Origin of the sequence: Janibacter sp. UYMM211 (genome assembly GCF_040547045.1) — a bacterium.
In the GTDB taxonomy this organism is placed as follows: domain Bacteria; phylum Actinomycetota; class Actinomycetes; order Actinomycetales; family Dermatophilaceae; genus Marihabitans; species Marihabitans melonis.
In genome coordinates this window covers 196,117-222,364 of record NZ_JBEPOY010000004.1, presented here as the reverse complement: position 1 = coordinate 222,364, position 26,248 = coordinate 196,117, and the positions used below count along the sequence as shown (strand labels likewise).

The following is a 26,248-nucleotide window of genomic DNA, read 5'->3' as shown; positions in this document are numbered from 1 at the left end:
CCACACGGTCAGGGCTCCAGGATCGGCGCCGCAGGAGGATCGGTCGAGGTGGCGAATGCGCCACCTCGGCTCCACCACGCCGCGAGCTGCGAGCGGCTCGCGCACCCGACCCGCTCGAAGAGGTCCTCGACGTGCTTGCGCACGGTGCGCTCCGAGATCGACAGCCTGCGACCGATCTGCGCGTTCGTCAGCCCTCGGGCGACGAGGACGACGACCTCGAGCTGGCGCGGGGTCAGCCGCACCTCGTCCGGCCCGCCCGACCAGTCCGAGCGCGGCTGCGCCGGGTCGGCGAGGCCGACGAGGCGGCGGCGCAGGAGCACGGCGTCGTGCACGGCGGCCCGCACCCCCTCGACGACCTCGAGCGCCGCGTCGTCGAAGTCGTGGGTCTCGCGCCACAGGCACACCAGCGTCATCGTCGTCGGCCCGCTCCCGAGCGTCGCGGCTGCCTGGTAGCGCATCCCGCGTGGTGCGAGCAGCTCCTCGTAGACCTGCGACCCCCAGACGTCCTCAGGCACGACGCATTGGGTCATCCGGGTGGTCAGGGTCGGCCGACTCGCGAGGTACCGGGCGTAGGGGTGGGTCGGGAGCAGCTCCCGCCACCGCGCACGCTCGACCTCGGTGAGGTCGTCGCCGTGCACGAGGACCCGCGGCACCGGGTGCACGAGGTCGAGACCGAGGTCGACCGACAGGGTCGTCGTGTCGGCGCCGACGTGTCGCGCGAGCAGAGCCAGGAGGTCGGGCCCGACGTCGTCGCCGTCGACGACGGCGTGGGCGATCTCAGCGGTCTCGCGCACCAGCGCGGCGCGACGGGCGTACGGGTCGGCCACCATCGACGGCCCCCTCCGGGCCGGGGCCACCCCTCCGCGGCCCGCCTCCGCCCAGCATCCCACCGGCGTGCGACCCGTGACCGCGTGCGCCACCCGCGATCCCGTCCACCGAGAGGTCGCGAAGGGGTCGCCGCGAGTTCGTCACCTATCTCCCCCTTCGGGCGGTTTGGTGTGATAAGGGGAGTCGTGGGTAGGGTGCCACCCGCCGCGATCCCCTGCGACGGCCACGCCACACACCAGAAGGGCACGACCTCGTGTCAGAGACGACATACCAGCTCATCGCCATCGCGATCTACTTCGCCGCGATGCTGAGCATCGGCTACTACGCCTACACCCGCACGCGGAACATCGACGGCTACATGCTCGCCGAGCGCGGGCTGCGCCCCTCGGTCGCGGCCCTGTCCGCGAACGCCTCGGACATGTCCGGCTGGCTGCTCATGGGTCTGCCCGGAGCCATCTACACCTCGGGTCTCATCGAGGCGTGGATCGCCATCGGCCTGACCATCGGCGCCTACCTCAACTGGACCTTCGTCGCGCCCCGGCTGCGCGCCTACACCGAGATCGCCGGTGACTCGATCACGATCCCGAGCTTCTTCGAGCGCCGCACGCGCGACACGACGCGGCTGCTGCGCGTCGTCGCCGCCCTCGTCATCCTCGTCTTCTTCACCTTCTACGTGTCCTCGGGCATGGTCGCCGCCGGCAAGTTCTTCGAGAGCTCCTTCGGCTGGAGCTACCTCAGCGGGATGGTCCTCGTCGCAGTCATCACCCTCGCCTACACGCTCTTCGGCGGCTTCCTCGGCGCCACCCTCACCGACGTCGCCCAGGGCCTGCTGATGTTCGCCGCCCTCGTCGCGGTGCCCGTCGTCGCCCTCGTCAAGCTCGGCGACCTCGGTGACGTCGTCGCGCAGGCCGAGAGCGTCAACCCCGACGCCTTCAACCTCTTCACCGGCATCGACGGCGGCGCGATCGCGTGGGTCGTCGGGATCATCTCCACCGCGGCGTGGGGCCTGGGCTACTTCGGGCAGCCGCACATCATCGTGCGCTTCATGGCGCTGCGCACCCCGGCCGAGGCCAAGATCGGCCGCCGCGTCGGCACGACGTGGATGGTCATCACCGCCCTCGGCGCCGTCGGCACCGCCCTCATCGGCATCGCCTACTTCGCGGGCGACCCCGCCAAGCCGATCGAGGACCCGGAGACGGTCTTCCTCCTGCTGAGCCAGATCTTCTTCCACCCGCTGATCGCCGGTCTCGTCCTGGCCGCGGTGCTCGCCGCGATCATGTCGACGATGAGCAGCCAGCTCGTCGTCTGCTCCTCGGCCCTCGTCGAGGACCTCGTCAACCTCACCGGTCGCAAGGCCAGCCCCGAGCGCCTGCTCGCGTACGGCCGCCTCGGCGTCCTCGCCGTCGCGCTCGTCGCCTTCGTCCTCGCGCTCGACTCCGACTCGGCGATCCTCGAGCTCGTGGCCTTCGCGTGGGCCGGCTTCGGCGCCGCCTTCGGCCCGATCGTCCTGCTGTCGCTGTACTGGCGCCGCCTGACCGCCATGGGCGCCCTCGCCGGCATGATCACCGGCGCGGTCGTCGTCTTCGTCTGGGGCAACATCGACGCCCTCTCCGACGAGATGTACGAGATCGTCCCCGGCTTCCTCGCCGCGCTGCTCGTCGCCGTCGTCGTCAGCCGCCTCACGGCGACCGACCAGCCGGGCGTCGACGAGGAGTTCGACCAGATGATGGTCGAGCTCGACCGCCCCCGCGTCACCGTCTGAGCGCAGACCTCATGACGACGCCCTCCCCGGGTCACCCGGGGAGGGCGTCGTGCGTCACGGGGTCGTCAGCCGGGGGCGACGGGGCGCTGGTCGTGGACGTGGCGGCGCACCCACGCGTGCATGACGATCGCGGCGGCGGCCCCGGCGTTCATCGAGCGGGTCGAGCCGTGCTGGCCGATCTCGACGACGTCGTCGCACACCGCGAGCATTTCCGCGGTGATGCCCGGCCCCTCCTGCCCGAGGACGAGGACGCACCCGTGGGGCAGGTCGTAGGTCTCCAGCGGCGCCGCGCCGGGCACGTTGTCGACGGCGACGAGGCGAAGGGGTGCGCCCCCCTCTCCCGCCGTCTGCGCCCACGCGTGGAGCGCCTCGGCGTCCGCGTGGTGGTGCTCGACCTGGTAGCGGTCGGTGACCATCGCGCCCCGCCTGTTCCACCGGCGTCGCCCGACGACGTGGAAGGCGGCGGCCCCCAGCGCGTTCGCCGTGCGCACGACGGAGCCGATGTTGAAGTCGTGCTCCCAGTTCTCGATGGCGACGTGGAAGCCCAGACGTCGCGTCGCGAGGTCGGCGACGATCGCGTCGTGGCTCCAGTACCGGTAGCGGTCGACGACGTTGCGCCGGTCCCCCGCCTCGAGCAGGGCCGGGTCGAGACGGTCGTCCTGCGGCCACGGGCCCTGCCACGGACCGACCCCGACCTCGCGCTCCTCGCTCACGGGGGCCCAACCTACGCGGGGCGGGCGGGTCCCCCTTCGCCCCCTCGCCCGGCGGTCTGTCCAGCGCTCTCCCAGGCCCGGACCTCTACCCTGGGTCGCGGCCCGTCCCGCCCGGGACGGCCACCAACCGCGGGAAGGGCGGCATGCAACAGCTCATCGACTGGGTCCTCTCGGTCATGGAGTCCGTCGGCGGTCCGGGGATCGCGCTGGCGATCTTCCTCGAGAACGTCTTCCCGCCGATCCCGAGCGAGGTGGTCCTGCCGCTCGCGGGGTTCACCGCCGCCAACGGCGAGTACACGATCGTCGAGGCCATCGCCTGGGCCACGCTCGGCTCGGTCGCCGGCGCGCTCCTGCTGTACGCGATCGGCGCGGTCGTCGGGATGGACCGGCTGCGCCTCGTCGCCCAGAAGATGCCGCTCGTCGACGTCTCGGACGTCGACAAGGCCGACGTGTGGTTCAGCAGGCACGGGAGCAAGGCGGTCTTCTTCGGCCGGCTCATCCCCGGCATCCGCAGCCTCATCTCCATCCCCGCCGGTGTCGACCGCATGCCGATGGGGCGCTTCTTCCTCATGACCCTGGCAGGCAGCGCGCTGTGGAACACCGCCCTCGTCAGCGCCGGGTACGCGCTGGGCAGCCGCTACCACCTCGTGGAGCAGTACATCGACCCGATCAGCAAGGTCGTCTACGTCCTCATCATCGTGACCTTCCTCGTGTGGGTCGGCTTCCTCGTGCGCCGCTCGCGGCGTCGCTCGCACGACCCGGACGACCAGGTCGACCTCGAGGCCGGCACCGACCGCTGAGCCCAGGCTCGCCGAGGTATGGCAATCGGGCTCCGATCCCCACCGGATCGGAGCCCGTTGCCATACCTCGGCGGACGAAGGGGTGGTGGCGGCAGCCCGGGCGAGGCGATATCTCGTGGCGCCCTCGCCCGACGCCTGAGAGGGTCGGCAGATGACCGTGGACCGACCGTGGTGGCACGCGCACAACGCCGGGCTCGAGGCGCTGAGCGCCGAGGACCGGCGGTGGCTCCCCGAGGACGCCGCCCTGCCCACCCACGTCCTGGATCTGCTCGACGCCGTGGAGGCGCGCTTCGCCGCGGCCCGCACCGTCGCCGACTGGGCGGACCCGCACGAGGACCCCGCGGCCCCGGGCGAGCACGCGGAGCCGCGCGAGGAGGAGTATTCCCGGGTCAGCCACCCAGAGCGTCATGTCGTCGTCGGCGAGCGGGTGCAGGCCTGGGTCGACGAGCTCGTCGCCCGCGGCCTGGCGGACCCCGAGGAGGTCCCGCCGCCCCGGCCTCTCGGCCCGTCGGAGGCAGCCAGCAGCGGTGACGGGTGGCTGCTCCGCCCCCGCCTCGAGCTCGACCGGGTCGTCGTGCTCCGTCCGCAGCGCGCCGGCGCACTTCCCCTCGTCCTGGGGCAGATCGGGTCCGAGGCGGTCGTCGTCGCGGCGGGCTCGCCCGCCGTCGAGCTGGCCCTGCTCCCCGACTGCGGGTGCGACGCGTGCGACAGCGGCTCGGCCGCGCTGCTGCAGGAGGTCGACGAGGCCGTCCTGCCCGTCGTCGACGGGTCGCTGCGGGTCCGGGTCACCGCCGAGCGGGAGCAGGTCGCGAGTGCGGGCTCCGCGCGCACTGCCTCGTGGGCGCGGCCCGAGACCCGGGCGCGTCGGCGTGCGCTCGGGCGCGGGGCGCACGAGCACGCCGGGCCCCCGTGGGACCCGGCGTGGCCGGTGCGTCGTCCTGCCCCCTTCGCCTGAGCCCTGGCTCGCCGAGGTATGGCAGACGGGCCCCGATCCTCACCGGATCGGGGCCCGTTGCCATACCTCGGCGGACGACGGGGTGACCGCCTCAGATCTCGGCGTTCCACGCCTCCTTGTAGCCCAGCTTGCCGCTCGTCTGGAGCAACGCCCGGCGGTAGATCCGGGTGGCGACCGCGAGGACGAGGGTGGTGAGGGCGAGGAGGAGCAGGAGCGCGACGAGGGCCTGCCACCACTGCGCCTGGCCGGTGACGAGCCGCATCGGCATGAGGACCGCCGAGAAGGGCGGCAGCCAGGACAGCACCGAGGCGATCGTGCCGGTGGCGAAGATGCCGGAGAAGAAGACCGCCATGATGAGCAGGGTGACCGGCGTCGACGTCGACTGGACGTCCTCGACCCGGCTGGCCAGCGCCCCCGCCATCGCGAAGAGCGTCGCGACGAGGACGAAGCCGGCGAGGTAGAAGGCGACGTACCAGAGGATGCCCGAGGACAGCGACGGCAGCAGCGACCCGAGGTCGGTGAGCGTGAGGCCGACGAGGCCCACCCCGACGAAGAGCGCGAGCTGGCCGACGGCGAGGACGAAGTTGCCGAGGATCTTGCCGGCGAGCAGCTGGGTCACCGGCATCGACGTCGCGATGATCTCGACGATGCGCGACTGCTTCTCCTCGACGACGCTCATCGCGAGCGTCATGCCGAACATCATCGCGCTGAAGTAGAAGAGGATCGCCATGACGAAGCCGACGGCCTGCGCCAGACCGGCCCGCTCGGCGTCGCCCTTGAGCAGGGTCTGGGTGACCTCGCTCCCCTTCGTCAGCTCGGCGGTCGTCGTGCCGGCCGCCTCGGCCCGCTCGGCGAGCACCTGCTGGGCGACACCCTCGGTGACCGCGCTCGACAGCGCGCCGTCCTGCTCGTCGTAGGCGGTGAGGGTCCACGTGCCGTCCTGCTCGTGCAGCCAGCCGTCGGCGTCCCCGGACTCCAGCGCCGCCCGTGCCGCGTCGGCGTCGGGCTCGTCCTGCACCGTGATCGTCAGCTTGTCGTCCGCCTCGGCGGGCTTCGCGACCGCCTGGGCCATCGACGTCGCCTCGGGCGTCGCGACGAGGGTGACGTCGCGGTGCCGCTCGGCCTGCCAGGCCTGGAAGCCCATGAGGCCGGCGACGAGGGCGAGGGACATGAGGGTCCCGAGGATGAAGGACTTGTCCCTCAGCTTGACCATGACCTCGCGCTGGGCGACGAGGCGCCACGGGGCGGTGCGGGTGCTCATGCCGTGACCTCTCGGTAGATGTCGGACAGGGCGGGGACGACGCGGGTCAGCTCTCGCACGCCGCCGCGCTCCAGCGCGGCCCGCACGAGGGCGTCGACCCGCGGGTCGCTCCCGGCCCAGGTGGGGTCGACCCCGGCAGCGGCCCCTGTACCGCCGCCGGGATCGAGCTCGATGAGGGCCGTCGGCCCGTCCACGTCGACCGTGTGGATGCCGGGCAGGTCACGGACCCAGCCGGCGTCCGACCCGAGCGTGACGCGGTACCGCTCGGGCCCGCCGGTGCGCAGCTCCGCCGAGGTGCCCTGCGCCCGGACCTGGCCCTGGGCGAGGACGACGAGTCGGTCGCACAGGCGCTCGACGAGGTCGAGCTGGTGGCTGGAGAAGAGCACCGGCACCCCGCGCGCGGTGTGCTCGCGCAGCAGGTCGGCCATCGAGTCGACGGCCTGCGGGTCCAGCCCGCTGAAGGGCTCGTCGAGGACGAGCGCGACGGGCTGCGACATCACCGCGGCGATGATCTGCACCCGCTGCTGGTTGCCCAGCGAGAGCTTCTCGACGGTGTCACCGGCCCGGTCGAGGAGCCCGAAGCGGTCGAGCAGCTCGCTCGCCTCCGTCGTCGCCGCCGCCCTGTCGGCCCCGCCGAGGGTGGCGAGGTAGACGAGCTGCTCGAGGATCTTTTGCTTCGGGTAGAGGCCGCGCTCCTCGGGCATGTACCCGAAGCGGCGGCGGTCGGCGGTCGTGATCTCGTGCTCGCCGTAGCGCACCGTGCCCTCGGAGATGCCGAGGACGCCCATGATCATGCGCATCGTCGTCGTCTTGCCCGCGCCGTTGCCGCCGACGAAGCCGGTCATCTGACCGCCCGGGACGGTGAAGCTCACGTCGTCGACGACGGCCCGGTCGCCGAAGCGGCGCGTGAGGCCCTCGACGCTGATGGAGTCAGGGGTGGAAGCCATGTCCACGACACTAGGTCGGCCCCCTGCCACGGCGGATCCACCGCGGGGGTGACCCGGGACGGCCCCGTCCTCCCCCTGAGGAGGGAGGGCTCAGCCGACGACGCCCGCCTGGTGGGCGAGCACGACGGCCTGCACCCGGTCGCGCAGCTGCAGCTTGGCCAGGACGTTGCTCACGTGGGTCTTCACCGTGGCCTCGCCGATGTAGAGCTCGCGCGAGATCTCGGAGTTCGACAGCCCGCGCCCCACCGCGACGAGCACCTCGCGCTCGCGCTCGGTGAGCACGCCGAGGTCGGGGGTGTCGCCCGACGAGGCGGCCTCGGTCGTCTCGCTCGTCACCATCGCGCTGATGACGCGGCGGGTGACCTCCGGCGCGAGGAGGGAGTGGCCGCGGCCGACGGCCCGCACGGCGTCGACGAGCTGCTCGGCCTCGGCGTTCTTCAGCAGGAAGCCGCTCGCCCCCGCCCGCAGCGCGTCGAAGAGGTAGTCGTCGCGGTCGAAGGTCGTGAGGACGACGACCTGCCCGAGGCCCTGCCGCACGATCTCGCGGGTCGCGGCGATGCCGTCCATGCCGGGCATCTGGACGTCCATGAGGACGAGGTCGGGGCGCAGCTGGGCGGCCCGCTCGACCGCCTCGGCTCCGTCGCCGGCCTCGCCGACGACCTCGATGTCGGGCTCGACGCCGAGCATCATCGCGAAGCCGGCCCGGATGAGGCGCTGGTCGTCGACGAGGAGGAGCCGCAGCGGTGCCTCCGGCGTCGCCTGCTCGCTCACGCGTCTCCCCCTTCGAGCGGGACCCTGAGCCGCACACGGTAGCCGCCGGTCGCCCGCGGCCCGACCTCGACCGTGCCGCCGAGGAGGCCGGCCCGCTCACGGATGCCCATGTGGCCCAGGCCGGAGCCGGTGCTCCCGGCGCGGGCGCGACCGTCGTCGGTCACCTCGACCTCGGCGAAGGGGGAGCCCGACCGGGTCCGCACCCGCACGACGACCCGGGCGGTCCGGGCGGTCGAGTGCTTCGCGACGTTGGTCAGCGCCTCCTGGGCGGTGCGGTACATGCTGTGCCCGACCGCGGCCGGCACGGCGTCGAGGGCGTCCTCGCAGTCGAGCACGACCTCGTGCTCGACGTGGAGCACCGGCCCGTCGCGCTCGGCGACGAGCCGGGCGATGTCGCCCAGGTGCGGCTCCGGGCCGCGGTGCTCCTCCTGGGTGACGACCGGCGTCGCCGTGCGCAGGGTGCGCAGCAGCGATCGCATCTGGGTGACCGCCTCGCGGCTCGAGCTCTCGATGACCCCGAGGGCGTCCGTCGCGGCGACCGGGTCGCGCTGGAGCACGCGCCGCGCGCCGGCCGCCTGGACGCCGATGACGGAGACGTGGTGGGCGACGACGTCGTGCAGCTCGCGGGCGATGCGCAGCCGCTCCTCGACGACGGCGCGCTCGCTCAGCTCTTCGGACTGCGCCGAGATCGTGCTCGCCTGGTCCTCGAGACGGGCCCGCTGCCGGCGGTTGCGCCAGGCGCTCTGGCCGACGAGGACGGCGCCGCCGAAGTAGACGACGTTGATGAGGGTCGTCAGCGCGATGCCGGCGACGATCGCCCGCGACCGGTTGGCCGGGTCGCTCCCGGCGAGCATGTCGTCGACGGCGCTGCCCACGGCGAGGCTCCAGACCAGCCAGGCGAACATCCCGACGAGCACGGCGCCGACGACGAGGACCATCTCGGAGCGCCGGCGGGCGTAGGCGACACCGGAGTAGACGACGGCGAAGTAGACGAGCTGCGTCGACAGCAGGCTCGCCATCGGGCTGGCGAAGGTCGCGATCGCCCAGTAGGCCACCGAGCCGACGACGAGCATCGTGAGCGGCCACCGGCGGCGGCCGAGCAGGAGCAGACAGGGCCCGGCGGTGACGAGCCACTGCACCCAGACGGGGTGGTCGACGGCCTCGAGCACCCCGACCCCGCGCATGAGCTCGACGGTGAGCAGGCTGAGCACGGCGGTCCCCGCGGTGATGAGCGCGTCCTGACGGGTCACCTCGCTCCCCGGGCGCTCCCAGGGGTCGTCGATCGCGAAGAACCGGCGCAGGGTGTCGATGAGGACCACCCCGACACCCTAGGAGAGCGCAGGTGCGCCGCGCCTCCGTCGCGAGACGGAGACACGGCGCACGGGAGGCAGCAGGCCGGCGAAGGGGGTGGCCTCAGTCGTCGTCCCACTCGTCGTCGTCGCGGTCCTCGGTCTCGACGTCGTCATCGTCGTCGTCGTCGTAGGTACGCGGGCTCGGGGCGACGGTGCGCGGCGAGGGCGGTGCCGTCGTCGTGCGCGCCGGGGTGCGGGTCGTCGAGGACGTGGGCCTCGTCGGGGTCTTCGAGGAGGAGCTCTTCGAGGAGGAGCTCTTCGAGGAGGAGCTCTTCGAAGAGGACGACGAGCTCGTCGAGGACGTCGTCGACGAGCTGCTCGAGGTGCTGCGGGCCGCGGGCTCCGTGGTCGCGCTGCCGATGCGCACGCCCGGGACCGTCTCGGGAGCGGGGGCGCTCGCCTGGACCCAGAGCAGGACCGATGCGGCGCCCACGAGGAGGAACCCGACGACTGCTGCCATGACCTTCATGACGCCCAGCCTCCCAGCCGAGCATGACGGCGCGCTAAGACCCGCATGAGAGCGCTCTCATGAGAGGCGGTGCCGACGCCACCCGCTCGAGCTCGGTGCGGGCGAGACCCGCCCACCTCGGCCGGAAGAGGTAGATCCCCGCGAGGCGCAGCCGGGTCGCGGCGCGGTAGGCGGCCAGCCGCCGCGGGTCGGCGCCGACCCGCTCGGCGGCCCGGCGCACGCCCTCCTCGCCGAGCGCGACGACCGCCGGCGACCACAGGCCCTGCCGGCCGCGCAGGCGCACGTGCTCGAGGAGGTTGGCCAGGTCGAGCTCGGGCTCGGCACGAGCGGCGGTGTCGAGGTCGAGCAGCCCGAGGCCCTCGCCGACGAGCAGCTGCTTGTCGTGGAGGTCGCGGTGGCTGGGCACGGCGGGGGCACCCGCGTCGTCGAGCAGCGCGGCGACCGTGAGGTCGAGCGCTCGCTCGACGCCCAGGCGGACCGGCGCCGGGGGCGAGCACACGTCGAGGGCCTGACGCACGGCCCGCTCGGCGACCTGGACCTCGGCGCTCGCGTCGTGCGCGGGCAGCCCGCTCGCGTCACCGGCGACGACCTCGGGCCAGCCCTCGGCGAAGGCGCCCCACCCCCTGCGCACCGCCTCCTCGTCACCGCGCACGCCGAGGTCGTGCAGGGGCGCGCCGGGCACGGTGCTCAGCCGGATCGTCCCGGGCCGACCCGGCACCACCTCGGCGGCGGGGGCCGCCCAGCCGGCGCGTGCGGCGAGCCGAGCGCCGGTGCGATGGGCCTGCAGCACCGCGTCCAGCGCACCCGGGCGGACGACCTTCGTGTACGACCCGGCCTCGCGCAGCACCGCTCGACGGCCGCCGCGGTGGACGAGCAGGGTGCCGTCGAGCCCGGCGAGCCCGGGCAGACGTGGGTCGGTCGCGAAGGGGAGGACCCTCACCTCGTCGACCTGCCACCGTCCGCGCGACCGGATGAGGTCGAGCTCGCCGGCGCGCAGCCGGTCGGAGCCGTCACGGCCCTCGACGCGCAGGGAGAGCCGGTCGGCAGACAGGTCCTTCGGCCAGGCGCGGCCGACACGCAGCTCGTCCGCGCCGAGGCCGACCCGCTCGGGCACGGCGCTCATCGCAGCAGCTCCTCGGCGAGGTCGAGGGTGCGCCCGACCCCGTGGCGCCACGTCGGCTCTGCCCGGCGCAAGGGCTCCTTCGCCCGGGTGAGGAGGGCGGCCGCGCTCGCCGACCGCACCGCGGCGTCGCCGGGCCAGCGCCCGCCGCCCTCCTCGTACCCGGCGCGCAACCCGGCCGCGCCCGCCCCCTGGGGGTCGCCCGCGCGCAGGGCCTCGACGGCGAGATAGGAGGCGAGGTCTCGCAGCGCCGGCCCGGAGCCGGCCCGGTCGAGGTCGATCATCCGCGGGCCGTGCTCGCCGACGACGAGCTGGTCGCTCGACCAGTCGCCGTGGAGCAGCACCGGCGCTCCGTCGGGCACCGCGGGGAGCCGGTCGACGAGACCGGCGGCGCGCGCACCGAGGTCGGCGTCGACGTCGGCCAGACCTCGGGCGGTGGCGCGCAGGCCCCCGTCGTCCCAGGCCTCGCGCTGCGGCAGCCGCTCGTGCGCACCGGCTGGTACGGCGAGCTGGTGCAGCCGGGCGAGCAGCCCGCCGGCGATCTCGCCGGCGCGACGCGCGCCGAGGTCTCCGCGGTCGGAGAGGGCGTCGAGGCTCTCGCCCGGCACCCACTCCCAGCGGGTGACCCGGCTCGAGGCGCGACCGCGGGGGGCCGCGGCCAGGCCCTCCTCCGCGAGGGCGGGGACGAGGCGGTGCACGTCGGGCTGGGCCTTCGTCGTCACGCGGATCTGCGTCGTGCCACGGCGCAGGACGAGGCGGCGCAGGGGGTTGTGCCGCACGACGACGGAGGCGTCGACGAGATCGGCCGCGCGGTGCAGCACCCGCGCCAGACGGGGGTCGGTCCACAGGTCGCCGTGCACGAGGACGAGACCGTCGACCTCGTCCACCTCGACCCGACGCCCGACGCGCGCCGCCCCTCCCGCGTCGCGCACCGCACGGTCGTGGTGAGGGGTGAGCCGCAGCCAGCCGGTGGGACCGGTCGCGTCCGCGAGCGCCGCGACGGTGTACTGCCCCGGCTTGTGCCGCAGACGGGTGACCCGCATGTCGGCGCCGAGGAGCTCGCAGACCCGGTCCGGGTCGAGGGCGACGTGCAGCGTCGCGTGGCGGCTCATGCCCGCACCGGGATCGGCACGGTGTCCTCGGTGCCGTCACGCACGACCCGGTGGCCGCCCAGGACGATCGGCGCGTCCGGGTCGTCGGGTCGGAAAGCATGGCCGCTCGGCATCTCGTCGTGAGGGCCGCCGTCCCAGCGCACCCGGCCGTCCTCGAGCCAGATGATCCGGTCGCACGCCCTCGCGGTCTGCTCGTCGTGCGTGACGACGAGGGTCGTGCGGCCCCGGGTCAGCTCGTCGAGCCCGGTCCGCACAGCGGCGGCGTTCTTCGGGTCGAGCCCGCTCGTCGCCTCGTCGAGCACGACGACGGCGCTGTCGCGCAGCATCGCCCGGGCGATGGCGATGCGCTGGCGCTGCCCGCCCGACAGCGTCGAGCCGCGCTCGCCGACGACCGTCTCGTAGGCGTCGGGCTGCTCCATGACGAAGTCGTGGGCGCGAGCCCGACGGGCGGCCTCCCACACCTCCTCGAGCGTGGCGTCCGGCCGCCCCTGACGGATGTTGTCGGCGATGGTGCCGGTGAAGAGCACGGACTCCTGCAGCAGGAGGGTGACCTCACGACGCACGAGCGACAGCTCGAGGTCGCGCAGGTCGTGCCCGTCGAGCCGGACCGAGCCGCCCTGGGGGTCCTGCAGCCGGGCGAGCAGCGCGGTGAGCGTGGACTTGCCGGACCCGCTCGGGCCGACGAGGGCGACCCGCTGGCCGGCGGGGATGTCCAGGTCGACCCGGTCGAGCACCCGCCGGCCGGGGCCGTACCCGGCGACGACGTCGCGCAGCGTGAGCGCACCGCGGACGCGGGAGGGGCGCACGGGCTCCTGCGGCGAGAGGATCTCCGGCACCTCGTCGAGCAGGTCGGCGACCCGCTCGCCCGAGGCGGCCGAGCGCGAGATCCGCCCGGTGTACTTCGCGATGTCGCGCAACGGCTTCATCGAGGTCTTGAGGTAGGTGAGGAAGAGGACGAGGTCGCCGGGGGTCATCACCTGCTGCACGACCCGCCAGCCGCCGACGAAGATCACGGCGGCCGTCGCGAGCCCGACGACGACGTCGGTCGAGCGCTCGAGACCGGCGGCGAGGCGACGAGCCCTCACCCCGTCGCGCAGCGCCCGGTCGTTGCTCCCGCCGAAGGAGCGCGAGAGCGCCCCCTCGAGCGTGTACGCCTGGACGACGGGGATCGCGCCGATGGCCTCCTGCGCGACCCCGGCCAGCTCGCCCTCGCTGCGGCGCGTCTTGCGCGAGGCGACGGTGATCTGGCTCGTGCTGCCGCGCGAGAGGAGCACGAAGACGAGCGACGCGGCGACGACGACGAGCGCGAGGAGCGGGTCGAGCCAGATCATCACGCCGGTCATGACGACGAGGGTGAAGACGTTGACGAGCAGCGGCAGACCCGCGGTGACCGCGACCTCCTGGAGCTTGCCGACGTCGCCGACGAGCCGCTGCACGATGTCGGCCGACCCGTTGCGCGAGTGGTACCCCTTCGACAGCGCGGTGACGTGGTCGAAGGTGCGCTGGCGCAGCTGGGTGGCGACGCGGCTGCCGACGAGCGCGAAGGCGATCGTCGCGAGGTAGTTGCACACCGCGCGCAGCCCGACGAGGGCGATCGTCGCGAGCGCGGCGGCGCCGAGCAGCGCGGGTCCGGCCTCCGGTCCGCTCGTCGCGAGGTCGGCGCCGAGCGAGCGGGTCACGGCGTCGACGACGACCTTGACCGGCCACGGCTCGAGGACCCGGAAGAGCACCTCGAGGACGAGGGCGAGGGCGCCGGCCCCGATGAGCAGGCGCTGCTCGGGCAGGTGGGGCCGCAGGACGCCGAGGGTCCGGCGCAGCGCGCCCTGGTCGCGGCTCATGCCGTCGCCTCCTCGCGCGCGCCCGCCCAGGGCAGGGCCAGCCCGGCCGTCGCGCGGTCGAGCACGTGGAGCCAGGTGTGCTGGCGCACGACCCGGCGGCGGCCGGCGCGTCCCATCCGCTCGGCCCGGTCGGGGACGGACACGAGCGCGTCGACGGCGGCGGCGAGCGCCTCGGGGTCCGACGGCGGCACGAGCAGCCCGGTGACGCCGTCGTGGACGAGGTCGCCGAGCTGGCCGACGTCGCTCGCCACGACGGGCAGGGCGGCGGCGCTGTACTCGAGCACCTTGAGCGGCGAGAAGTACTGGTCCTGCCCCGCCGGGTAGGGCGCGACCGCGACCGCGGCTCCCTCGAGGTGCGTGGGCACCTCCTGCGGGGTCACCGCACCGCGGAAGTCGACGCTCAGGCCGAGCCGGTCGGCGCGCTCGCGCAGGGCGCTCGCCTGAGGGCCGTCGCCGACGACGCGCACCTGCCACGGTCGACGGGCCAGGGCAGCCGCGTCGAGCAGGTGCTCGACGCCGTGCCACGGCTTGAGCGTGCCGACGAAGACGACGACCGGCGCGCCCACGCGGTCGGGCGCGACGGCGTGGATGCGACCGGGGTCGACGCCGTTGGGGGTGATGACGACCCGCGCCGAGGGCACGTGCGTGCGCACCCAGTCAGACACGGGGCCGGAGACGGCGAGCACCCGGTCGGCGGCCGCCGCCTGGGTCCGGAGCGCGGCCAGGGCGCCCGCGGCGTCGTCGAGCTCGCGGTGCTGCGCCTGCTCCTCGACGAGCGGGGCGTTGACCTCGAGCAGGCCGACGGCGCCGGTGCGAGCCGTCACCTGCGCGAGCGCGGTGGAGAAGAGGGAGTAGCGCTCGTGCACGACGTCCGCGCCGTCGGCGAGCACGGCCCGGGCCAGCGCGTCCGCGGCGACCCGCTGCGCGCGCTCGCGCCCGGCCGTCCCGCCGTCGGCCGGTCGGCCGACCGGCACGTGGGTCACCGGGACGTCGAGGAGGTCGTCGGGCACGTGGTCTCCGGTGCGGACGACGTAGAGGTGGACCTGCGCCCCCTTCGCCCGCCAGGCCCGGACCATCTCCTGGATGTGGACCGAGGCCCCTTTCGTGCCGAAGGCGGGGACGCCGGGGTCGGCGCAGACGTAGGCGACTCTCATGCGACGGCTCCTGTCGATCGGGCCAGGAGGGCGGCCTGGCGGGTGGTGTCGTGGTCGCGCTCGACGAGGTCCCGGGCGCGGCGGGCGACGTCGGCGCGGGGGAAGGCGTCGGCCGCGACGGCGCGCAGCGCGTCGGCCAGGGCGCTCGGGTCCCCCGGCTCGAGGAGCACCCCGGTGACGGGGTCGGCGACGGTGCCGCGGACGACCTCGGGGATCCCGGTGACGGCGGTCGAGATGACGGGCGTGCCCACCGCCATGGCCTCGAGGATCACCGTCGGCAGCCCGTCGGCGTTGCCGTCGGCGCCGACGACGCACGGCGCGACGAAGACGTCGGCCTGCCGCAGCAGCGCGAGCACCTCGTCCTGCGGCCGCGCCCCCAGCCAGGTGACGACGTCGTCGAGACCGAGCGCGCGGGCGCGGGTGAGGAGGTCGGGGCCGAGCTCACCGGACCCGGCGACCTCCGCGCGGACCTCGAGCCCGGCGGCGCGGGCGGTCGCGAGCGCGTCGAGGAGGACGTCGAAGCCCTTCTTCTCGACGAGCCGGCCGACGGCGAGGACGCGAAGGGGGCCCGCGACCGGCTTCGGCTCCCGGTAGCCGAAGCCGGTGAGGTCGAGACCGTTCGCGACCCGGGCGACGCGGGCCCGCGGCGCGACCCGGCCGAGGTGCCGCTCGTTGTACGCGCTGATCGCGACGACCGTGCTCGCGCCGTGCAGCAGGTCGACGAGCAGGTCGAGGTCGACCTCGTCGTGGAAGATGTCCTTCGCGTGGGTGGTGACGCTCCACGGGACCTGGGCGAGGTGCGCGGCCACCGCGGCGACGCGGGCCTGGGCCGACGCGAAGTGCGCGTGCAGCCGGGTGATCCCCCGGGTGCGCACGGCGATCGCGAGCTCGACGCCCTGGGCGACCTCGTCCGCGGCCAGCCGCGTCGTGAGCGGCAGCACCTCGGCCAGACGCGGCCCGAGGTCGGGCAGCACGTCGTGGGCGCGGGCGATGCTCGCCCACAGCTCGGAGGCCTTGAGGGCGCGGGGCAGGTAGGTGACGGGGGCGTGCACGCGGGCGAGCGCCGGGTGGAAGTGGGTGTCGGTCGTCGGGCGCAGCGCGAAGATCTCGAGCTCCTCGCCCTGGGCCTCGCGGGCGAGGACCTCGGTGACGACGAAGGTCTCCGAGAAGCGCGGGTACACCTTGACGACGTAGCCGACGCGCTCGGTGGCGGTCGCGGGGGCGCCGCACGACGCGGTGGTCGGGGACGGCGTCGTCGACGGCGGGGCGGACGGCGACGGCGGGGCGCTGGTGCGCGCGGGGGCGAGGGTCTCAGACCGCATGGCGGATCTCCTGGGGGGTCGTGGCGAGCAGGTCGGCCGCGTGGCCGGCGACGGCGGCCAGCCCGTCGCGGCGCAGGTGGCTGCGGTCGACGCTGCGGTGGAGGTTGTCGGCGAACCAGCGGCCGAGCCGCTCGGGGGTGAGCTCGGCGGCGCGGATGACGTCGAGGGCGCCGGTGGCCTCGAGCGAGCGGGCCCGGATGAGCTGCTCCTGGCGCGGCTCCTCCCGGGGCACGACGACGGCGGGTCGGTCGGTGCTCATCACCTCGCACACGGTGTTGTAGCCGCCCATGCAGGCGACGGCCTCGGCGGAGCGGATGGCCAGCAGGCCCTCGGGCACCTCGTCGAGCACCTCGGTGCGCGGCCCGGCGAGCGCCTGCAGCTCCTCGCGCCGGCTCGGGGTCGCCTGAGGGCCGACGACGACGACGTGGCCGAGGCCCTCGGGGACGGGCGCCTGGACGGCGGCCCGGCACAGGTCCTCGCCGTCGTGCCCGCCGCCGACCGTCGTCAGCAGGTACGGGCGCTGCAGCTCGCGCAAGAAGCTGCGGGTCGCGCGGTCGGCGGAGAGGTAGCCGGTGTGGACGACGAGGTCGTGCAGCTCGGCGGGCACGGCGCCCGTGGCGCGCAGGTCGGTGACCCGCTCGTCGCCGTAGACCCAGATCGCGTCGAAGAGCTCGCGCACCCGCTCGGAGCCGACGCGACGCCACTCGCGCACGGCGACCTCGGGCTCGTCGAGCACCTCGCGCAGCCCGAGGACGACGCGGGTGCCGGGCTGCTCGCGGCGCAGCCGGCGCAGGGGCTCGAGCAGCTCGTCGTCGACGCCGAAGGCGTGCCGGTCGACGACGACGAGGTCGGGGGCGAGGGCCCCGAGCGCGCCGGAGAGGATCGCGCGACGCACGTCGATGAGGTCGGTCATCGGCACGCTCATCTCGCGCGGCGCGTAGCCGTGGGCGTCCTTGGCGATGCCCGGCAGGCGCACGACGTCGAAGTCGGCCGGCAGGTGGCCGACGACCCGCTCGACGCCGGTGAGGAGCAGCCCGGTGACCTCACGCCCGGTGAGGGCCGGCAGGTGGGTCCGCAGGGCGTGGGCGATGGCGAGGTTGCGGCGCTGGTGGCCCAGCCCCACCGAGTCGTGGGAGTACAGCGCGACGCGCAGGGGCGCTGAGGTCGGTGCGGGCGAGGTGGCGATGCGCATGCGGACATGCAACTGCGTCGCGATGAGCCGCCCGTGAGCCGATGGTGAGAGCCCTCTCATCCGCGCGGCGCCCCCTTCGCCCACCCCCGTCGCCCCCCCTTCGCCGAGGTATGGAGATCTGCAGGCCAGAGGGGGGTCTGGCCGACCGATTGCCATACCTCGGCGAAGGGGGGCGAGGGCGAAGGGGAGCCGCGCGGCTCAGGCGAGGCGGTAGCCCAGCCCGCGCACGGTGACGATGCGCTCGGCGCCGATCTTGTGCCGCAGGTAGCCGATGTAGACGTCGACGACGTTGCTGCTCGTCTCGGCGCCGTCCCAGACGCGCTCGATGAGCTGCTCGCGCGAGAGCACCTGGCCGGGGTGCTCGAGGAAGGTGCGCAGCAACGAGAACTCGCGCGCCGACAGGGTCACCGGGGCGCCGTCGAGGCGCACCTCGCGGGCGACGACGTCGAGCGAGACCTCGCCGCGCTCGAGCACCGTGACCTCGGGGGTGCCGGGGGCGCGGTCGCGCAGCCGCAACCGGATCCGGGCGAGCAGCTCGGCGAAGGTGTACGGCTTGGCGAGGTAGTCGTCGGCGCCGCCCTCGAGACCGGCGACCTTGTCGTCGGCGGAGTCACGTGCGGTGCACATGATGACCGGCACCTCGACGTCCATGCCGCGGATGAGCTTGAGCACCGTGAAGCCGTCCATGCGCGGCAGCCCCACGTCGAGGACGACGAGGTCGACCCCGCCGCCGGTCGCGTGCTCGAGCGCGGTCATGCCGTCCGCGGCGACGACGGTCTCGAAGCCGGCCTTGCGCAGGCCCTTGTCGATGAAGCGGGAGAGGTGCTCCTCGTCCTCGACGATGAGGATGCGCGCCATGGGTGTGCCCTCCTGCGGGCCGGGGACGGTCCGGGTCGGGCGGGTGCCCGGGTGCGGCCAGGCTACCGAGCCCGCGGCGACGGCTCGGGCTCGGGCGCCGGGACGACGAGGGAGAAGGTGCTCCCCTCCCCCGGTCGCGAGTCGAGCTCGATCTCGCCGCCGTGGGCGTGGGCGATGGCCCGCACGATGGGCAGCCCGAGGCCGCTGCCCTCGACGGCGCGCTGGCCCTCGGCCCGGCCGAAGCGCTCGAAGACCGCCTCCTGCTCCTCCGGGGCGATGCCGACCCCGTCGTCGGAGACCGACAGCACGAGCGCGCGGTCCTCGCCCGCCCCGCGCCAGGCGGTGCGCAGCCGGACCTGCGAGCCCGGCTGGGAGAACTTCACGGCGTTGGCGCACAGCTGCTGCACGGCCTGGACGACCCGGTCGCGGTCGACGTGGACGACGCCCTCGACGCACCCGTCGTCGACCCACTCGTGGTCGCCGAGCGCGGGGACGAGCGCGAGGAGGTCGGCGTGCAGGTCGCGGGCGTCGATGGGGGCCGGGCGCACGAAGTCGGGCCGGTCGAGCCGGGCGAGGAGGAGCAGGTCGTCGACGATGCGGCGCATGCGGTCGATCTCGACGAGCTCGATGTGGCGGGTCGCCTCGACGTCCTCGACGTCCTCCGCGTCGAGCACCTCGAGGTTGCCCCGCATGATCGTCAGCGGGGTGCGCAGCTCGTGCGCGGTGTCGTCGAGGAAGCGGCGCTGGGCGACGAAGGAGGACTCGAGCCGCTCGAGCATCGTGTTGAGCGAGGTCGCGAGCGAGGCCACCTCGGTGCGCTGCTCGGGCACGACGACCCTGCGCGAGAGCTCGCGGTCGTCGATCTGCTCGGCCGCCTCGACGAGGTCGCCGAGCGGGGAGAGCAGGCGGCGCACGGCGACGAGGAGGACGGCCCCGGCGAGCAGCAGGGTGAGCAGGGCGCCGACCCCGTAGGCGCTGAGGAGGGAGTCGACCCGGTCGAGGCGCGCCCCGCGGTCGATGCCGACGACGAGCGTGCCCTGGCCGTCGTCGCCCTGGACCGAGGTGATCGCGATGCGCAGGTCCTGGGTCGGCGTCTCGACGGTGCTCAGCACGGTCTCGTCCGGCCGGCGCTGGGTGAGCACCGCGTCGATGACGGCCGGCTCCGTGAGGTCGATGCGGCGCTCGCCGCCGGAGACGAGCGACGGCACGCGCGAGCCGCCGACGAAGGCGATCATCGACTCGTCGCTGCCGGGCACGCTGAAGCGCAGGAAGTCCTCGAGGAGGACCCCGACGTCGCGGTAGGGCCGGTCGGCCGCGGACTGGTCGGAGAGCTGGCGCAGCTCCTCGACCTCCTGGAGCAGCTCGGCGTCGGCCTGCTCGAGGACCTCGGCGCGCTGGACGACGTAGGCGATGACGCCGGCGAGGACGAGGGCGAGCGCCAGCGTGGCCGTCACGAGGGCGACGAGCCGCCCGGCGATGCCGTGCTGGCGCCCGACCATCAGCGACGGGGGGTGAGGACGTCCTTGCCGAGGTAGGGACGCAGCGCCTCCGGCACGCGCACCGACCCGTCCGGCTGCTGGTGGTTCTCGAGGATCGCGACGAGCCATCGGGTCGTCGCGAGCGTGCCGTTGAGCGTCGCCGCGACCTGGGTGCGCCCGTCGCCGTCCTTGAAGCGCGTGCCCAGACGGCGCGCCTGGTAGGTCGTGCAGTTCGACGTCGAGGTGAGCTCGCGGTAGCGGCCCTGGGTCGGCACCCACGCCTCGCAGTCGAGCTTGCGGGCCGCCGGCCCGCCGAGGTCGCCGGCCGCGGTGTCGATGACGCGGTAGGGCAGCTCGACCTTCGCGAGCATCTCGCGCTCCCAGGCGAGGAGGCGCTCGTGCTCGGCGGCGGCGTCGGCCGGGTCGCAGTAGACGAACATCTCGAGCTTGTTGAACTGGTGGACGCGGATGATGCCGCGGGTGTCCTTGCCGTAGCTGCCGGCCTCGCGGCGGAAGCAGGTCGACCACCCGGCGTAGCGGCGCGGGCCGTCGGCGAGGTCGATGATCTCGCCCGAGTGGTAGCCCGCGAGGGCCACCTCGGAGGTCCCGGTGAGGAAGAGGTCGTCCGCCGGCAGGTGGTACACCTCCTCCTCGTGGCTGTCGATGAAGCCCGCCCCGGCCATGACGTCGCGCGACACGAGCGCCGGCGTGATCATCAGGGTGAAGCCGGCCGCCGTCGCCTGGGCGACCGCCATGTTGAGCAGCGCGAGCTCGAGCTGCGCGCCGATGCCGGTGAGGAAGTAGAAGCGCGAGCCGCTGACCTTCGCCCCGCGCTCCATGTCCAGGGCGCCCAGGCCCTCGGCGAGCTCGAGGTGGTCGCGCGGCTCGAAGCCCTCGGCCGCGAAGTCCCGCGCGGTGCCGACCTCGTCGAGCACGACGTAGTCGTCCTCGCCGCCGGTCGGGACGCCGGGCTCGATGACGTTGCCCACGGTGCGCAGCAGCCGGTCGAGCTCGCCCTGGGCCTCGCCCTGGGCCGCGTCGAGCCGCTTGACCTCCGCGGCGAGCGCCGCCCCCTTCGCCTTGAGCTCGTCGGCCTCGGCCTGCAGGGCGCTCGTGTCCTCGCCGGACGTCTTGGCGGCCTTGATCTTGCCCATGATCGGGCCGAGGCCCTTGCCCGAGGCCTTCTGCTCGGCGCGGACCGACTCGAAGCCGGCGATGGCGGAGCGGCGGCGCTCGTCGGCGGCGAGGATCGCGTCGACGACGGAGTCGTCCTCGCCCCGGGCGCGCTGGCTCGCGCGGACGAGGTCGGGCTGGTCACGCAGCTGCTTGATGTCGATCACCGGGTCAGCCTAACGACGGGGTAGCGTCCGGCTCGTGCCTGGATCCTGGACCCTGCTCGCGCTCGCCGTCGCGCTCTGCCTCCTGCTGTGCGCGCTCGTCGTGTGGATGGTCCTCACCGACCCCGGCCCGCGGGGACGTGGCCGGCACCGCGCCCGTCGTCCCCCGCGCAGCGCCTTCCGCCCCGAGGCCGACCCCGAGGCCGAGCCCCCGCGTCGTCCGCGGGCCGCCGTCGTCGTCAACCCGACGAAGGTCGACGACCTCGCGGCGACCCGCGCGAGCCTGGCCCAGGCCAGCGCCCGGCTGGGCTGGGACGACCCCGTCGTCCTCGAGACGACCGCCGAGGACCCGGGGACCGGCCAGGCTCGCCTCGCCCTCGAGCAGGGCGTCGACCTCGTCTGCCCCCTCGGCGGCGACGGCACGACCCGCGCGGTCGCGGCGGCGCTCGCCGGCACCCGCACCCCGATGGGCCTGCTCCCCCGCGGCACGGGCAACCTCCTCGCCCGCAACCTCGACATCCCCGCCGGCGACCTCGAGGCGGCCTTCGAGGTCGCGTGCACCGGTCGCAACAGGGCGATCGACGTCGCCTGGCTCGACCTCGACCCCGTGGCCGAGGTCGTCGCCGACGACGAGGGCCAGGCGGAGGAGCCGGTGCGCGGCGAGCCCGTGCGCCGCCACCCCTTCCTCGTCATGGCCGGCATGGGCTTCGACGCCGAGATCATGGGCAGCACGAGCGAGGGCCTGAAGAAGAGCGTCGGCTGGCCCGCGTACTTCGCGACCGGGCTGGGCAAGATCTTCGTGCGCCGCTTCAAGATCCGGTGGAGCGTCGACGGCCAGGAGCAGACCCCCGTCGCCGCGCGCACCATCGTCTTCGGCAACTGCGGCACGCTCACCGGCGGCATCCAGCTCATGCCCTCGGCGCAGATCGACGACGGCCGGCTCGACTGCGTCGTCGTCAGCCCCCGGACGATCGTCGGCTGGGCCTCGCTGGCCGGGAGCGTCCTCTCGCGCTCCGAGCGCGACATGCCCCACCTCGCCCGCACGTCGGGCGAGCGCTTCGAGGTCGAGGTCGACGAGCCCCACCCGGTGCAGGTCGACGGCGACGTCCTCGGCGAGGCGCGCCACGTCGTCGCCACGGTCGACCGGCAGGCGCTCATCGTCCGCTCGCGCTGACCCGACGACGACGAAGGGGTGGCCCCACCGACCGGTGGGACCACCCCTTCGCGCGTCAGGCGGGGCTAGAAGATCAGGCTGAGGGTGAGGGCGAAGGCGAAGCCGACGACGCCGATGAGGGTCTCCATGACCGTCCACGTCTTGAAGGTCGTCTTCTCGTCCATGCCGAAGAAGCGGCTGACGAGCCAGAAGCCCGAGTCGTTGACGTGCGAGAGGACGGTCGCACCGCAGGCGATGGCGATGACGATCAGCGCGAGGTCGATGCTGCTCAGACCGCTCGCCGCCTCGACGGTCGGCGCCATGAGGCCGCCGGCGACCGTGAGGGCGACGGTCGCGCTGCCCTGGGCGACGCGCAGGGCCGCTGCGACGACGAAGGCCGCGACGATGACGGGCAGGCCGAGCGAGGACAGGCTGCTCTCGAGCGCCGTGCCGATGCCCGAGGCGCGGAGCACGCCGCCGAACATGCCGCCCGCGCCGGTGACGAGGATGACGACGCACACGGGGCCGAGGGCGTCGCCGAGCAGGGTCTCGACCTCGTCGCGGCTGCGGGTGCGCCAGCCGAGGACGACCATCGCGACGAGGGTGGTGATGAGCAGGGCGACGGGGGTCTGGCCGAGCAGGACGAGACCGTCGGCCCAGGCCTGGCCCTCGGCGATCGTGCCGGTGGACACGAGGGTGGTGATGCCGGTGTTGAGGAAGATCAGGGTGAAGGGCAGCAGGAGGATGAGCAGCACGGTGCCGAAGGACGGCAGCGGGCCGCGGACCCCGCCCTCGGCCTCGAGGTCGTCCTGGACGGTCATCGCCGCGGGGACGGGCAGCTCGAAGCGGCGCCCGGCCCACAGGCCCCACAGGTAGCAGGCGATGAACCACGTCGGGATGCCGATGAGCAGGCCGAAGACGATGACGAGGCCGACGTCGGCACCGACGAGACCGGCCGCGGCGACCGGTCCGGGGTGCGGCGGGACGAAGGCGTGGGTCACGGCGAAGGCGCCGGCGGCGGGCAGGGCGTAGGTGAGCACCGAGCCCCCGAAGCGCCGGGCGACGCTGAAGATGATCGGCAGCATGACGACGAGACCGGCGTCGAAGAAGATCGGCAGGCCGAAGAGGAAGGACGCGACGCCGAGGGCGAGCGGGGCCCGCTTCTGGCCGAAGCGCCCGATGAGGGTGTCGGCGAGCACCTGGGCTCCGCCGGTGACCTCGAGCAGACGACCGATCATCACGCCGAGCCCGACGAGCAGGGCGACGTTGGCCAAGGTGCCGCCGAAGCCGTCGAGGAGGGTCGACGGCACGTCGGCGAGGGGGATGCGGGTCGCGACGGCCGTCAGCAGGCTGACGAGGACGAGCGCGACGAAGGCATGGATGCGCAGCTTGATGATGAGCAGGAGCAGCAGCGCCACCGCGGCGAGCGCGATGAGCAGCATGACCGGCGCGCCGTACGCGGCGGCCGGTGGGGCGTCCTCGAAGACCATGACGTGACCTCTCGTCGGGGTGCGCGCGTGCACCCGGGACCACGCAGCGCCCACCACGTGCAGGCCGCGAACCACGTCGTCCGACGTCACGGATCCTGGCGCAAAAGTATGACTATTGCCAGCCGACGCGTCGGTGGGAGGCCTAGGATGCGCCGGGTGAGCACCCCCGCGCCGCGCCGCGACCTGCACGTCGCGCTCCTGCGCGACCTCGGCGCCGACCTGCTGGGCGGCGTCCTCGGCGTGGGCACCGCGCTGTCGACCGAGCAGCTCGAGGCGCGCTACGGCGTGAGCCGCACGGTGGTCCGCGAGGCGGTCAAGGTCCTCGAGTCGGTCGGCGTGCTCACCGCACGTCGCCGGGTCGGGCTCGTCGTGCGCCCGCCCCAGGAGTGGGACGCGCTCTCACCCCTCGTCGTCGGCTGGCGCCTCGCCGGGGCCGACCGGCACCGCCAGCTCGCGGAGATCAGCGAGCTGCGCCGCGGGGTCGAGCCGGTCGCGGCCGCCCTCGCGGCCCGGCGCGACGAGGCCGAGCACGTCGCCCGGATGCGGGCCGCCGTGGAGGGGATGGCGGCCACCGGTCCGGCCGGCGACCTGCGGGCCTATCTCGCCCACGACGTCGACTTCCACACCGCGCTGCTCCAGGCGAGCGGCAACCGCGCGCTCGCGTCCATGGCCGGTCTCGTCGAGCAGGCCCTCGCCGGTCGTACGGAGCACGACCTCATGCCCGCCGTCCCCGAGCCGCAGGCCATCCGGTGGCACCGCGAGATCGCCGAGGCGATCGCGTCCGGTGACGCGGTGCGGGCCGAGGCGACGATGCGTCTCGTCGTCGACGAGGCCGCCGACGCGATGGCGCGGCAGGACCCGGCCGGCTGAGGGGTCGGTCGCCCGCCCGTCGTCCGGCTAGCCGTCGACCGCGAAGGCCCGGTCCTCGTCCGGCACGACGCCGTCGGGGTAGGTACGGGCGAGCTCGGCGAGGGTCGGCCGGCGCGGCTCGCGCAGCTCGTCGGGCAGGAGGTCGGCGATGGCGGCCATGATGCGGTCGGTGTCACGGGCCTCGCTGCGGTGCTTGAGCTCCACCGGCGGGCCGAAGCGCACCCGCACCGTCGGCGGGCGGCGCAGCGCGAGCACGTCGGGCAGCCGGGCCGAGCGCGGCCACACCTGCTCGGTGCCGCTGAGGGCGAAGGGGACGACCGGCGCGCGGGTGAGCGCGGCGAGCCGGGCCGCGCCGGGCTTGCCGCGCAGGACGGGGTCGAAGAAGTCGGGGCCGCGCGGGATCGTCCCCTCGGGCAGGATCGCGACGAGCTCGCCGCCGGCGATGGCCCGGGCGGCGGGCACGAGCGGGTCGTCGCGCTCGTCGTCGTCACCCTGGCGGTCGACCCGGATGCCGCCGAGCGCGGTCATCACCTGGCCGAGCACGGGCACGTCGAAGATCTCCTTCTTGCCCAGGAAGCGACCGGTGCGCCCGGCCTGACGCATCGCGACGAGCATCGTCGTGACGTCGAAGTAGCTGCGGTGGTTGCCCACGAGGATGGTCCCGCCCGTCTGGGGCAGGTGCTCGACCCCCTCGACCTCGAAGCGGGCGTAGGGGATGAGCTCGGGGCGCGCGACCGCCATGGCGACCTGCTGCACCTCGAGCCCGACGACCGGGACCTTGACGACACCGGGCGAGGTGTCGAAGTGCAGCACCGGCCAGCGGCGGGCGATCGCGACGCCGAGGAGCCGGGGGTCGGGGTTGACCGCGCCGGGCTCGCCGACGGCGTGCAGGAGCGGCAGGTCGTAGACCGAGTCGGAGTAGGCGTAGGAGTCGGCGAGGTCGACGTCGTGCTCGTCGGCCCAGGCGCGCACCGCGGCGAGCTTGCCCCGCGACCACACGAAGGGGCCGTCGAGCGCCCCGGTGAAGCGCCCGTCGCGCACCTCGAAGCGGGTGCCGATGACGTCGTCGAGCCCGAGCCGGCGGGCGAAGGGGCGGATGAGGTGCTCGGGCGTCGTCGTCGCCAGGACGACGGGCCGGCCCGCCCGGCGGTGCTCGTCGAGGAGCAGCCGGGCGAAGGGCTCGACCCGCTCGGCGAGCCGGTCGGCGGCGACCTGCGCGGCCTCGTCGAAGGCGTCGGCGGCCCGGCCACGCACGAGCAGCCCGCCCTGGCGGGCGAGCGCGATCGAGCCGAGCGTCTCGCCGAAGAGGTCGAAGTAGCCGAAGATCGCGCGCTCGAGCGGCAGCGCCGCCGAGGTCACGCCGGTCTCGCGCATCGCCTCGGACAGGGCCGGCCCGGAGGCGCGGCGCAGCAGGGTGCGGTCGAGGTCGAAGAAGGCTGCTCCGGGCACGTGCCCGACCCTAGGGC

Annotated in this window: 23 protein-coding genes; 6 read left to right on the top strand and 17 right to left on the bottom strand. The window is 74.3% G+C overall.

Annotated elements, in window-relative coordinates; all coding sequences use genetic code 11:
- Positions 1-8 precede the first annotated feature (8 nt).
- Positions 9-830: a response regulator transcription factor gene (locus ABIB53_RS12240; protein WP_252975429.1), complete on the bottom strand. Its 822-nt coding sequence runs from the start codon at positions 828-830 to the stop codon at positions 9-11.
- Positions 831-1,081: 251 nt separating this feature from the next.
- On the opposite strand from ABIB53_RS12240, the gene putP reads away from it, so the two are divergent.
- Positions 1,082-2,590 carry a sodium/proline symporter PutP gene (gene putP, locus ABIB53_RS12235; protein WP_354588363.1) on the top strand — a complete coding sequence of 503 codons (1,509 nt, stop codon included), beginning with the start codon at positions 1,082-1,084 and terminating at the stop codon, positions 2,588-2,590.
- A gap of 65 nt (positions 2,591-2,655) precedes the next feature.
- On the opposite strand, the gene ABIB53_RS12230 is transcribed toward putP, so the two are convergent.
- Entirely contained in the window at positions 2,656-3,303 is a 648-nt protein-coding gene (locus ABIB53_RS12230; RefSeq protein WP_354588362.1) for a TrmH family RNA methyltransferase, read from the bottom strand.
- A gap of 143 nt (positions 3,304-3,446) precedes the next feature.
- Between ABIB53_RS12230 and ABIB53_RS12225 the strand changes: the two genes are divergently transcribed.
- Together ABIB53_RS12225 and ABIB53_RS12220 are read left to right on the top strand one after the other, a co-directional pair.
- The gene (locus ABIB53_RS12225) at positions 3,447-4,103 is read left to right on the top strand and encodes a DedA family protein (protein ID WP_354588361.1); all 657 of its coding nucleotides are present in this window, start codon (positions 3,447-3,449) and stop codon (positions 4,101-4,103) included.
- A 151-nt stretch (positions 4,104-4,254) separates the two neighbouring features.
- Positions 4,255-5,058 (top strand): DUF6226 family protein, encoded by an 804-nt coding sequence (locus ABIB53_RS12220; RefSeq protein ID WP_354588360.1) that lies wholly within the window; start codon positions 4,255-4,257, stop codon positions 5,056-5,058.
- Between the two features lie 91 nt (positions 5,059-5,149).
- Here ABIB53_RS12220 and ABIB53_RS12215 read toward each other — a convergent pair whose 3' ends face one another.
- The 4 genes from ABIB53_RS12215 to ABIB53_RS12200 form a co-directional block, all read right to left on the bottom strand.
- Positions 5,150-6,319, bottom strand: a complete 1,170-nt coding sequence (locus ABIB53_RS12215) for an ABC transporter permease (RefSeq protein ID WP_354588359.1) — start codon at positions 6,317-6,319, stop codon at positions 5,150-5,152.
- Entirely contained in the window at positions 6,316-7,266 is a 951-nt protein-coding gene (locus ABIB53_RS12210; RefSeq protein WP_354588358.1) for an ABC transporter ATP-binding protein, read from the bottom strand. Before ABIB53_RS12210 ends, ABIB53_RS12215 begins: the two co-directional genes overlap by 4 nt.
- Before the next feature lie 90 nt (positions 7,267-7,356).
- A complete protein-coding gene (locus ABIB53_RS12205) occupies positions 7,357-7,956 on the bottom strand; it encodes a response regulator (RefSeq protein WP_502914649.1) in 600 nt (199 codons plus the stop codon).
- 77 nt (positions 7,957-8,033) lie between these two features.
- On the bottom strand, positions 8,034-9,356 hold the full coding sequence (locus tag ABIB53_RS12200; RefSeq protein WP_354588356.1) for a sensor histidine kinase: 1,323 nt from the start codon (positions 9,354-9,356) through the stop codon (positions 8,034-8,036).
- A gap of 185 nt (positions 9,357-9,541) precedes the next feature.
- Here ABIB53_RS12200 and ABIB53_RS12195 point away from each other — a divergent pair, with 185 nt between their 5' ends.
- Positions 9,542-9,907, top strand: a complete 366-nt coding sequence (locus ABIB53_RS12195; protein WP_354588355.1) for a hypothetical protein — start codon at positions 9,542-9,544, stop codon at positions 9,905-9,907.
- Here the strand turns inward: ABIB53_RS12195 and ABIB53_RS12190 are convergent.
- The 9 genes from ABIB53_RS12190 to serS form a co-directional block, all read right to left on the bottom strand.
- Entirely contained in the window at positions 9,893-10,981 is a 1,089-nt protein-coding gene (locus tag ABIB53_RS12190) for a hypothetical protein (protein WP_354588354.1), read from the bottom strand. The genes ABIB53_RS12195 and ABIB53_RS12190 overlap by 15 nt on opposite strands.
- A complete protein-coding gene (locus tag ABIB53_RS12185; protein WP_354588353.1) occupies positions 10,978-12,090 on the bottom strand; it encodes an aminoglycoside phosphotransferase family protein in 1,113 nt (370 codons plus the stop codon). Before ABIB53_RS12185 ends, ABIB53_RS12190 begins: the two co-directional genes overlap by 4 nt.
- The gene (locus tag ABIB53_RS12180) at positions 12,087-13,928 is read right to left on the bottom strand and encodes an ABC transporter ATP-binding protein (protein WP_354588352.1); all 1,842 of its coding nucleotides are present in this window, start codon (positions 13,926-13,928) and stop codon (positions 12,087-12,089) included. The genes ABIB53_RS12185 and ABIB53_RS12180 overlap by 4 nt, the downstream gene beginning before the upstream one ends.
- Positions 13,925-15,082 (bottom strand): glycosyltransferase family 4 protein, encoded by a 1,158-nt coding sequence (locus tag ABIB53_RS12175; protein ID WP_201467889.1) that lies wholly within the window; start codon positions 15,080-15,082, stop codon positions 13,925-13,927. Before ABIB53_RS12175 ends, ABIB53_RS12180 begins: the two co-directional genes overlap by 4 nt.
- A complete protein-coding gene (locus ABIB53_RS12170) occupies positions 15,079-16,404 on the bottom strand; it encodes a glycosyltransferase family 4 protein (RefSeq protein ID WP_354588351.1) in 1,326 nt (441 codons plus the stop codon). Before ABIB53_RS12170 ends, ABIB53_RS12175 begins: the two co-directional genes overlap by 4 nt.
- A complete protein-coding gene (locus ABIB53_RS12165) occupies positions 16,394-17,596 on the bottom strand; it encodes a glycosyltransferase family protein (protein WP_123093065.1) in 1,203 nt (400 codons plus the stop codon). The genes ABIB53_RS12170 and ABIB53_RS12165 overlap by 11 nt, the downstream gene beginning before the upstream one ends.
- A gap of 198 nt (positions 17,597-17,794) precedes the next feature.
- On the bottom strand, positions 17,795-18,454 hold the full coding sequence (locus tag ABIB53_RS12160) for a response regulator transcription factor (protein ID WP_123093063.1): 660 nt from the start codon (positions 18,452-18,454) through the stop codon (positions 17,795-17,797).
- A gap of 62 nt (positions 18,455-18,516) precedes the next feature.
- The gene (locus tag ABIB53_RS12155) at positions 18,517-19,953 is read right to left on the bottom strand and encodes a sensor histidine kinase (RefSeq protein WP_354588350.1); all 1,437 of its coding nucleotides are present in this window, start codon (positions 19,951-19,953) and stop codon (positions 18,517-18,519) included.
- Positions 19,953-21,272 carry a serine--tRNA ligase gene (gene serS / locus ABIB53_RS12150; RefSeq protein WP_354588349.1) on the bottom strand — a complete coding sequence of 440 codons (1,320 nt, stop codon included), beginning with the start codon at positions 21,270-21,272 and terminating at the stop codon, positions 19,953-19,955. Before serS ends, ABIB53_RS12155 begins: the two co-directional genes overlap by 1 nt.
- Positions 21,273-21,306: 34 nt before the next feature.
- Here serS and ABIB53_RS12145 point away from each other — a divergent pair, with 34 nt between their 5' ends.
- Entirely contained in the window at positions 21,307-22,443 is a 1,137-nt protein-coding gene (locus ABIB53_RS12145; protein ID WP_224766825.1) for a diacylglycerol/lipid kinase family protein, read from the top strand.
- A gap of 65 nt (positions 22,444-22,508) precedes the next feature.
- Here ABIB53_RS12145 and ABIB53_RS12140 read toward each other — a convergent pair whose 3' ends face one another.
- Complete coding sequence (locus ABIB53_RS12140; protein WP_354588348.1) at positions 22,509-23,912, bottom strand: GntP family permease; 1,404 nt, start codon at positions 23,910-23,912, stop codon at positions 22,509-22,511.
- A 147-nt stretch (positions 23,913-24,059) separates the two neighbouring features.
- Between ABIB53_RS12140 and ABIB53_RS12135 the strand changes: the two genes are divergently transcribed.
- A complete protein-coding gene (locus ABIB53_RS12135) occupies positions 24,060-24,782 on the top strand; it encodes a FadR/GntR family transcriptional regulator (RefSeq protein ID WP_502914642.1) in 723 nt (240 codons plus the stop codon).
- Between the two features lie 27 nt (positions 24,783-24,809).
- Here the strand turns inward: ABIB53_RS12135 and ABIB53_RS12130 are convergent, their stop codons facing one another.
- On the bottom strand, positions 24,810-26,231 hold the full coding sequence (locus ABIB53_RS12130) for an HAD-IB family hydrolase (protein ID WP_354588346.1): 1,422 nt from the start codon (positions 26,229-26,231) through the stop codon (positions 24,810-24,812).
- Positions 26,232-26,248 lie beyond the last annotated feature (17 nt).

What these genes read in the sequence shown, in the direction of transcription:
- ABIB53_RS12240 (WP_252975429.1), bottom strand. Translation starts at nt 830, where the DNA reads ATGGTGGCCGACCCGTACGCCCGTCGCGCCGCGCTGGTGCGCGAGACC.
- ABIB53_RS12225 (WP_354588361.1), top strand. Translation starts at nt 3,447, where the DNA reads ATGCAACAGCTCATCGACTGGGTCCTCTCGGTCATGGAGTCCGTCGGC.
- ABIB53_RS12220 (WP_354588360.1), top strand. Translation starts at nt 4,255, where the DNA reads ATGACCGTGGACCGACCGTGGTGGCACGCGCACAACGCCGGGCTCGAG.
- ABIB53_RS12215 (WP_354588359.1), bottom strand. Translation starts at nt 6,319, where the DNA reads ATGAGCACCCGCACCGCCCCGTGGCGCCTCGTCGCCCAGCGCGAGGTC.
- ABIB53_RS12210 (WP_354588358.1), bottom strand. Translation starts at nt 7,266, where the DNA reads ATGGCTTCCACCCCTGACTCCATCAGCGTCGAGGGCCTCACGCGCCGC.
- ABIB53_RS12205 (WP_502914649.1), bottom strand. Translation starts at nt 7,956, where the DNA reads ATGATGCTCGGCGTCGAGCCCGACATCGAGGTCGTCGGCGAGGCCGGC.
- ABIB53_RS12190 (WP_354588354.1), bottom strand. Translation starts at nt 10,981, where the DNA reads ATGAGCGCCGTGCCCGAGCGGGTCGGCCTCGGCGCGGACGAGCTGCGT.
- ABIB53_RS12185 (WP_354588353.1), bottom strand. Translation starts at nt 12,090, where the DNA reads ATGAGCCGCCACGCGACGCTGCACGTCGCCCTCGACCCGGACCGGGTC.
- ABIB53_RS12180 (WP_354588352.1), bottom strand. Translation starts at nt 13,928, where the DNA reads ATGAGCCGCGACCAGGGCGCGCTGCGCCGGACCCTCGGCGTCCTGCGG.
- ABIB53_RS12175 (WP_201467889.1), bottom strand. Translation starts at nt 15,082, where the DNA reads ATGAGAGTCGCCTACGTCTGCGCCGACCCCGGCGTCCCCGCCTTCGGC.
- ABIB53_RS12170 (WP_354588351.1), bottom strand. Translation starts at nt 16,404, where the DNA reads ATGCGGTCTGAGACCCTCGCCCCCGCGCGCACCAGCGCCCCGCCGTCG.
- ABIB53_RS12165 (WP_123093065.1), bottom strand. Translation starts at nt 17,596, where the DNA reads ATGCGCATCGCCACCTCGCCCGCACCGACCTCAGCGCCCCTGCGCGTC.
- ABIB53_RS12160 (WP_123093063.1), bottom strand. Translation starts at nt 18,454, where the DNA reads ATGGCGCGCATCCTCATCGTCGAGGACGAGGAGCACCTCTCCCGCTTC.
- ABIB53_RS12155 (WP_354588350.1), bottom strand. Translation starts at nt 19,953, where the DNA reads ATGGTCGGGCGCCAGCACGGCATCGCCGGGCGGCTCGTCGCCCTCGTG.
- ABIB53_RS12140 (WP_354588348.1), bottom strand. Translation starts at nt 23,912, where the DNA reads ATGGTCTTCGAGGACGCCCCACCGGCCGCCGCGTACGGCGCGCCGGTC.
- ABIB53_RS12135 (WP_502914642.1), top strand. Translation starts at nt 24,060, where the DNA reads ATGCGCCGGGTGAGCACCCCCGCGCCGCGCCGCGACCTGCACGTCGCG.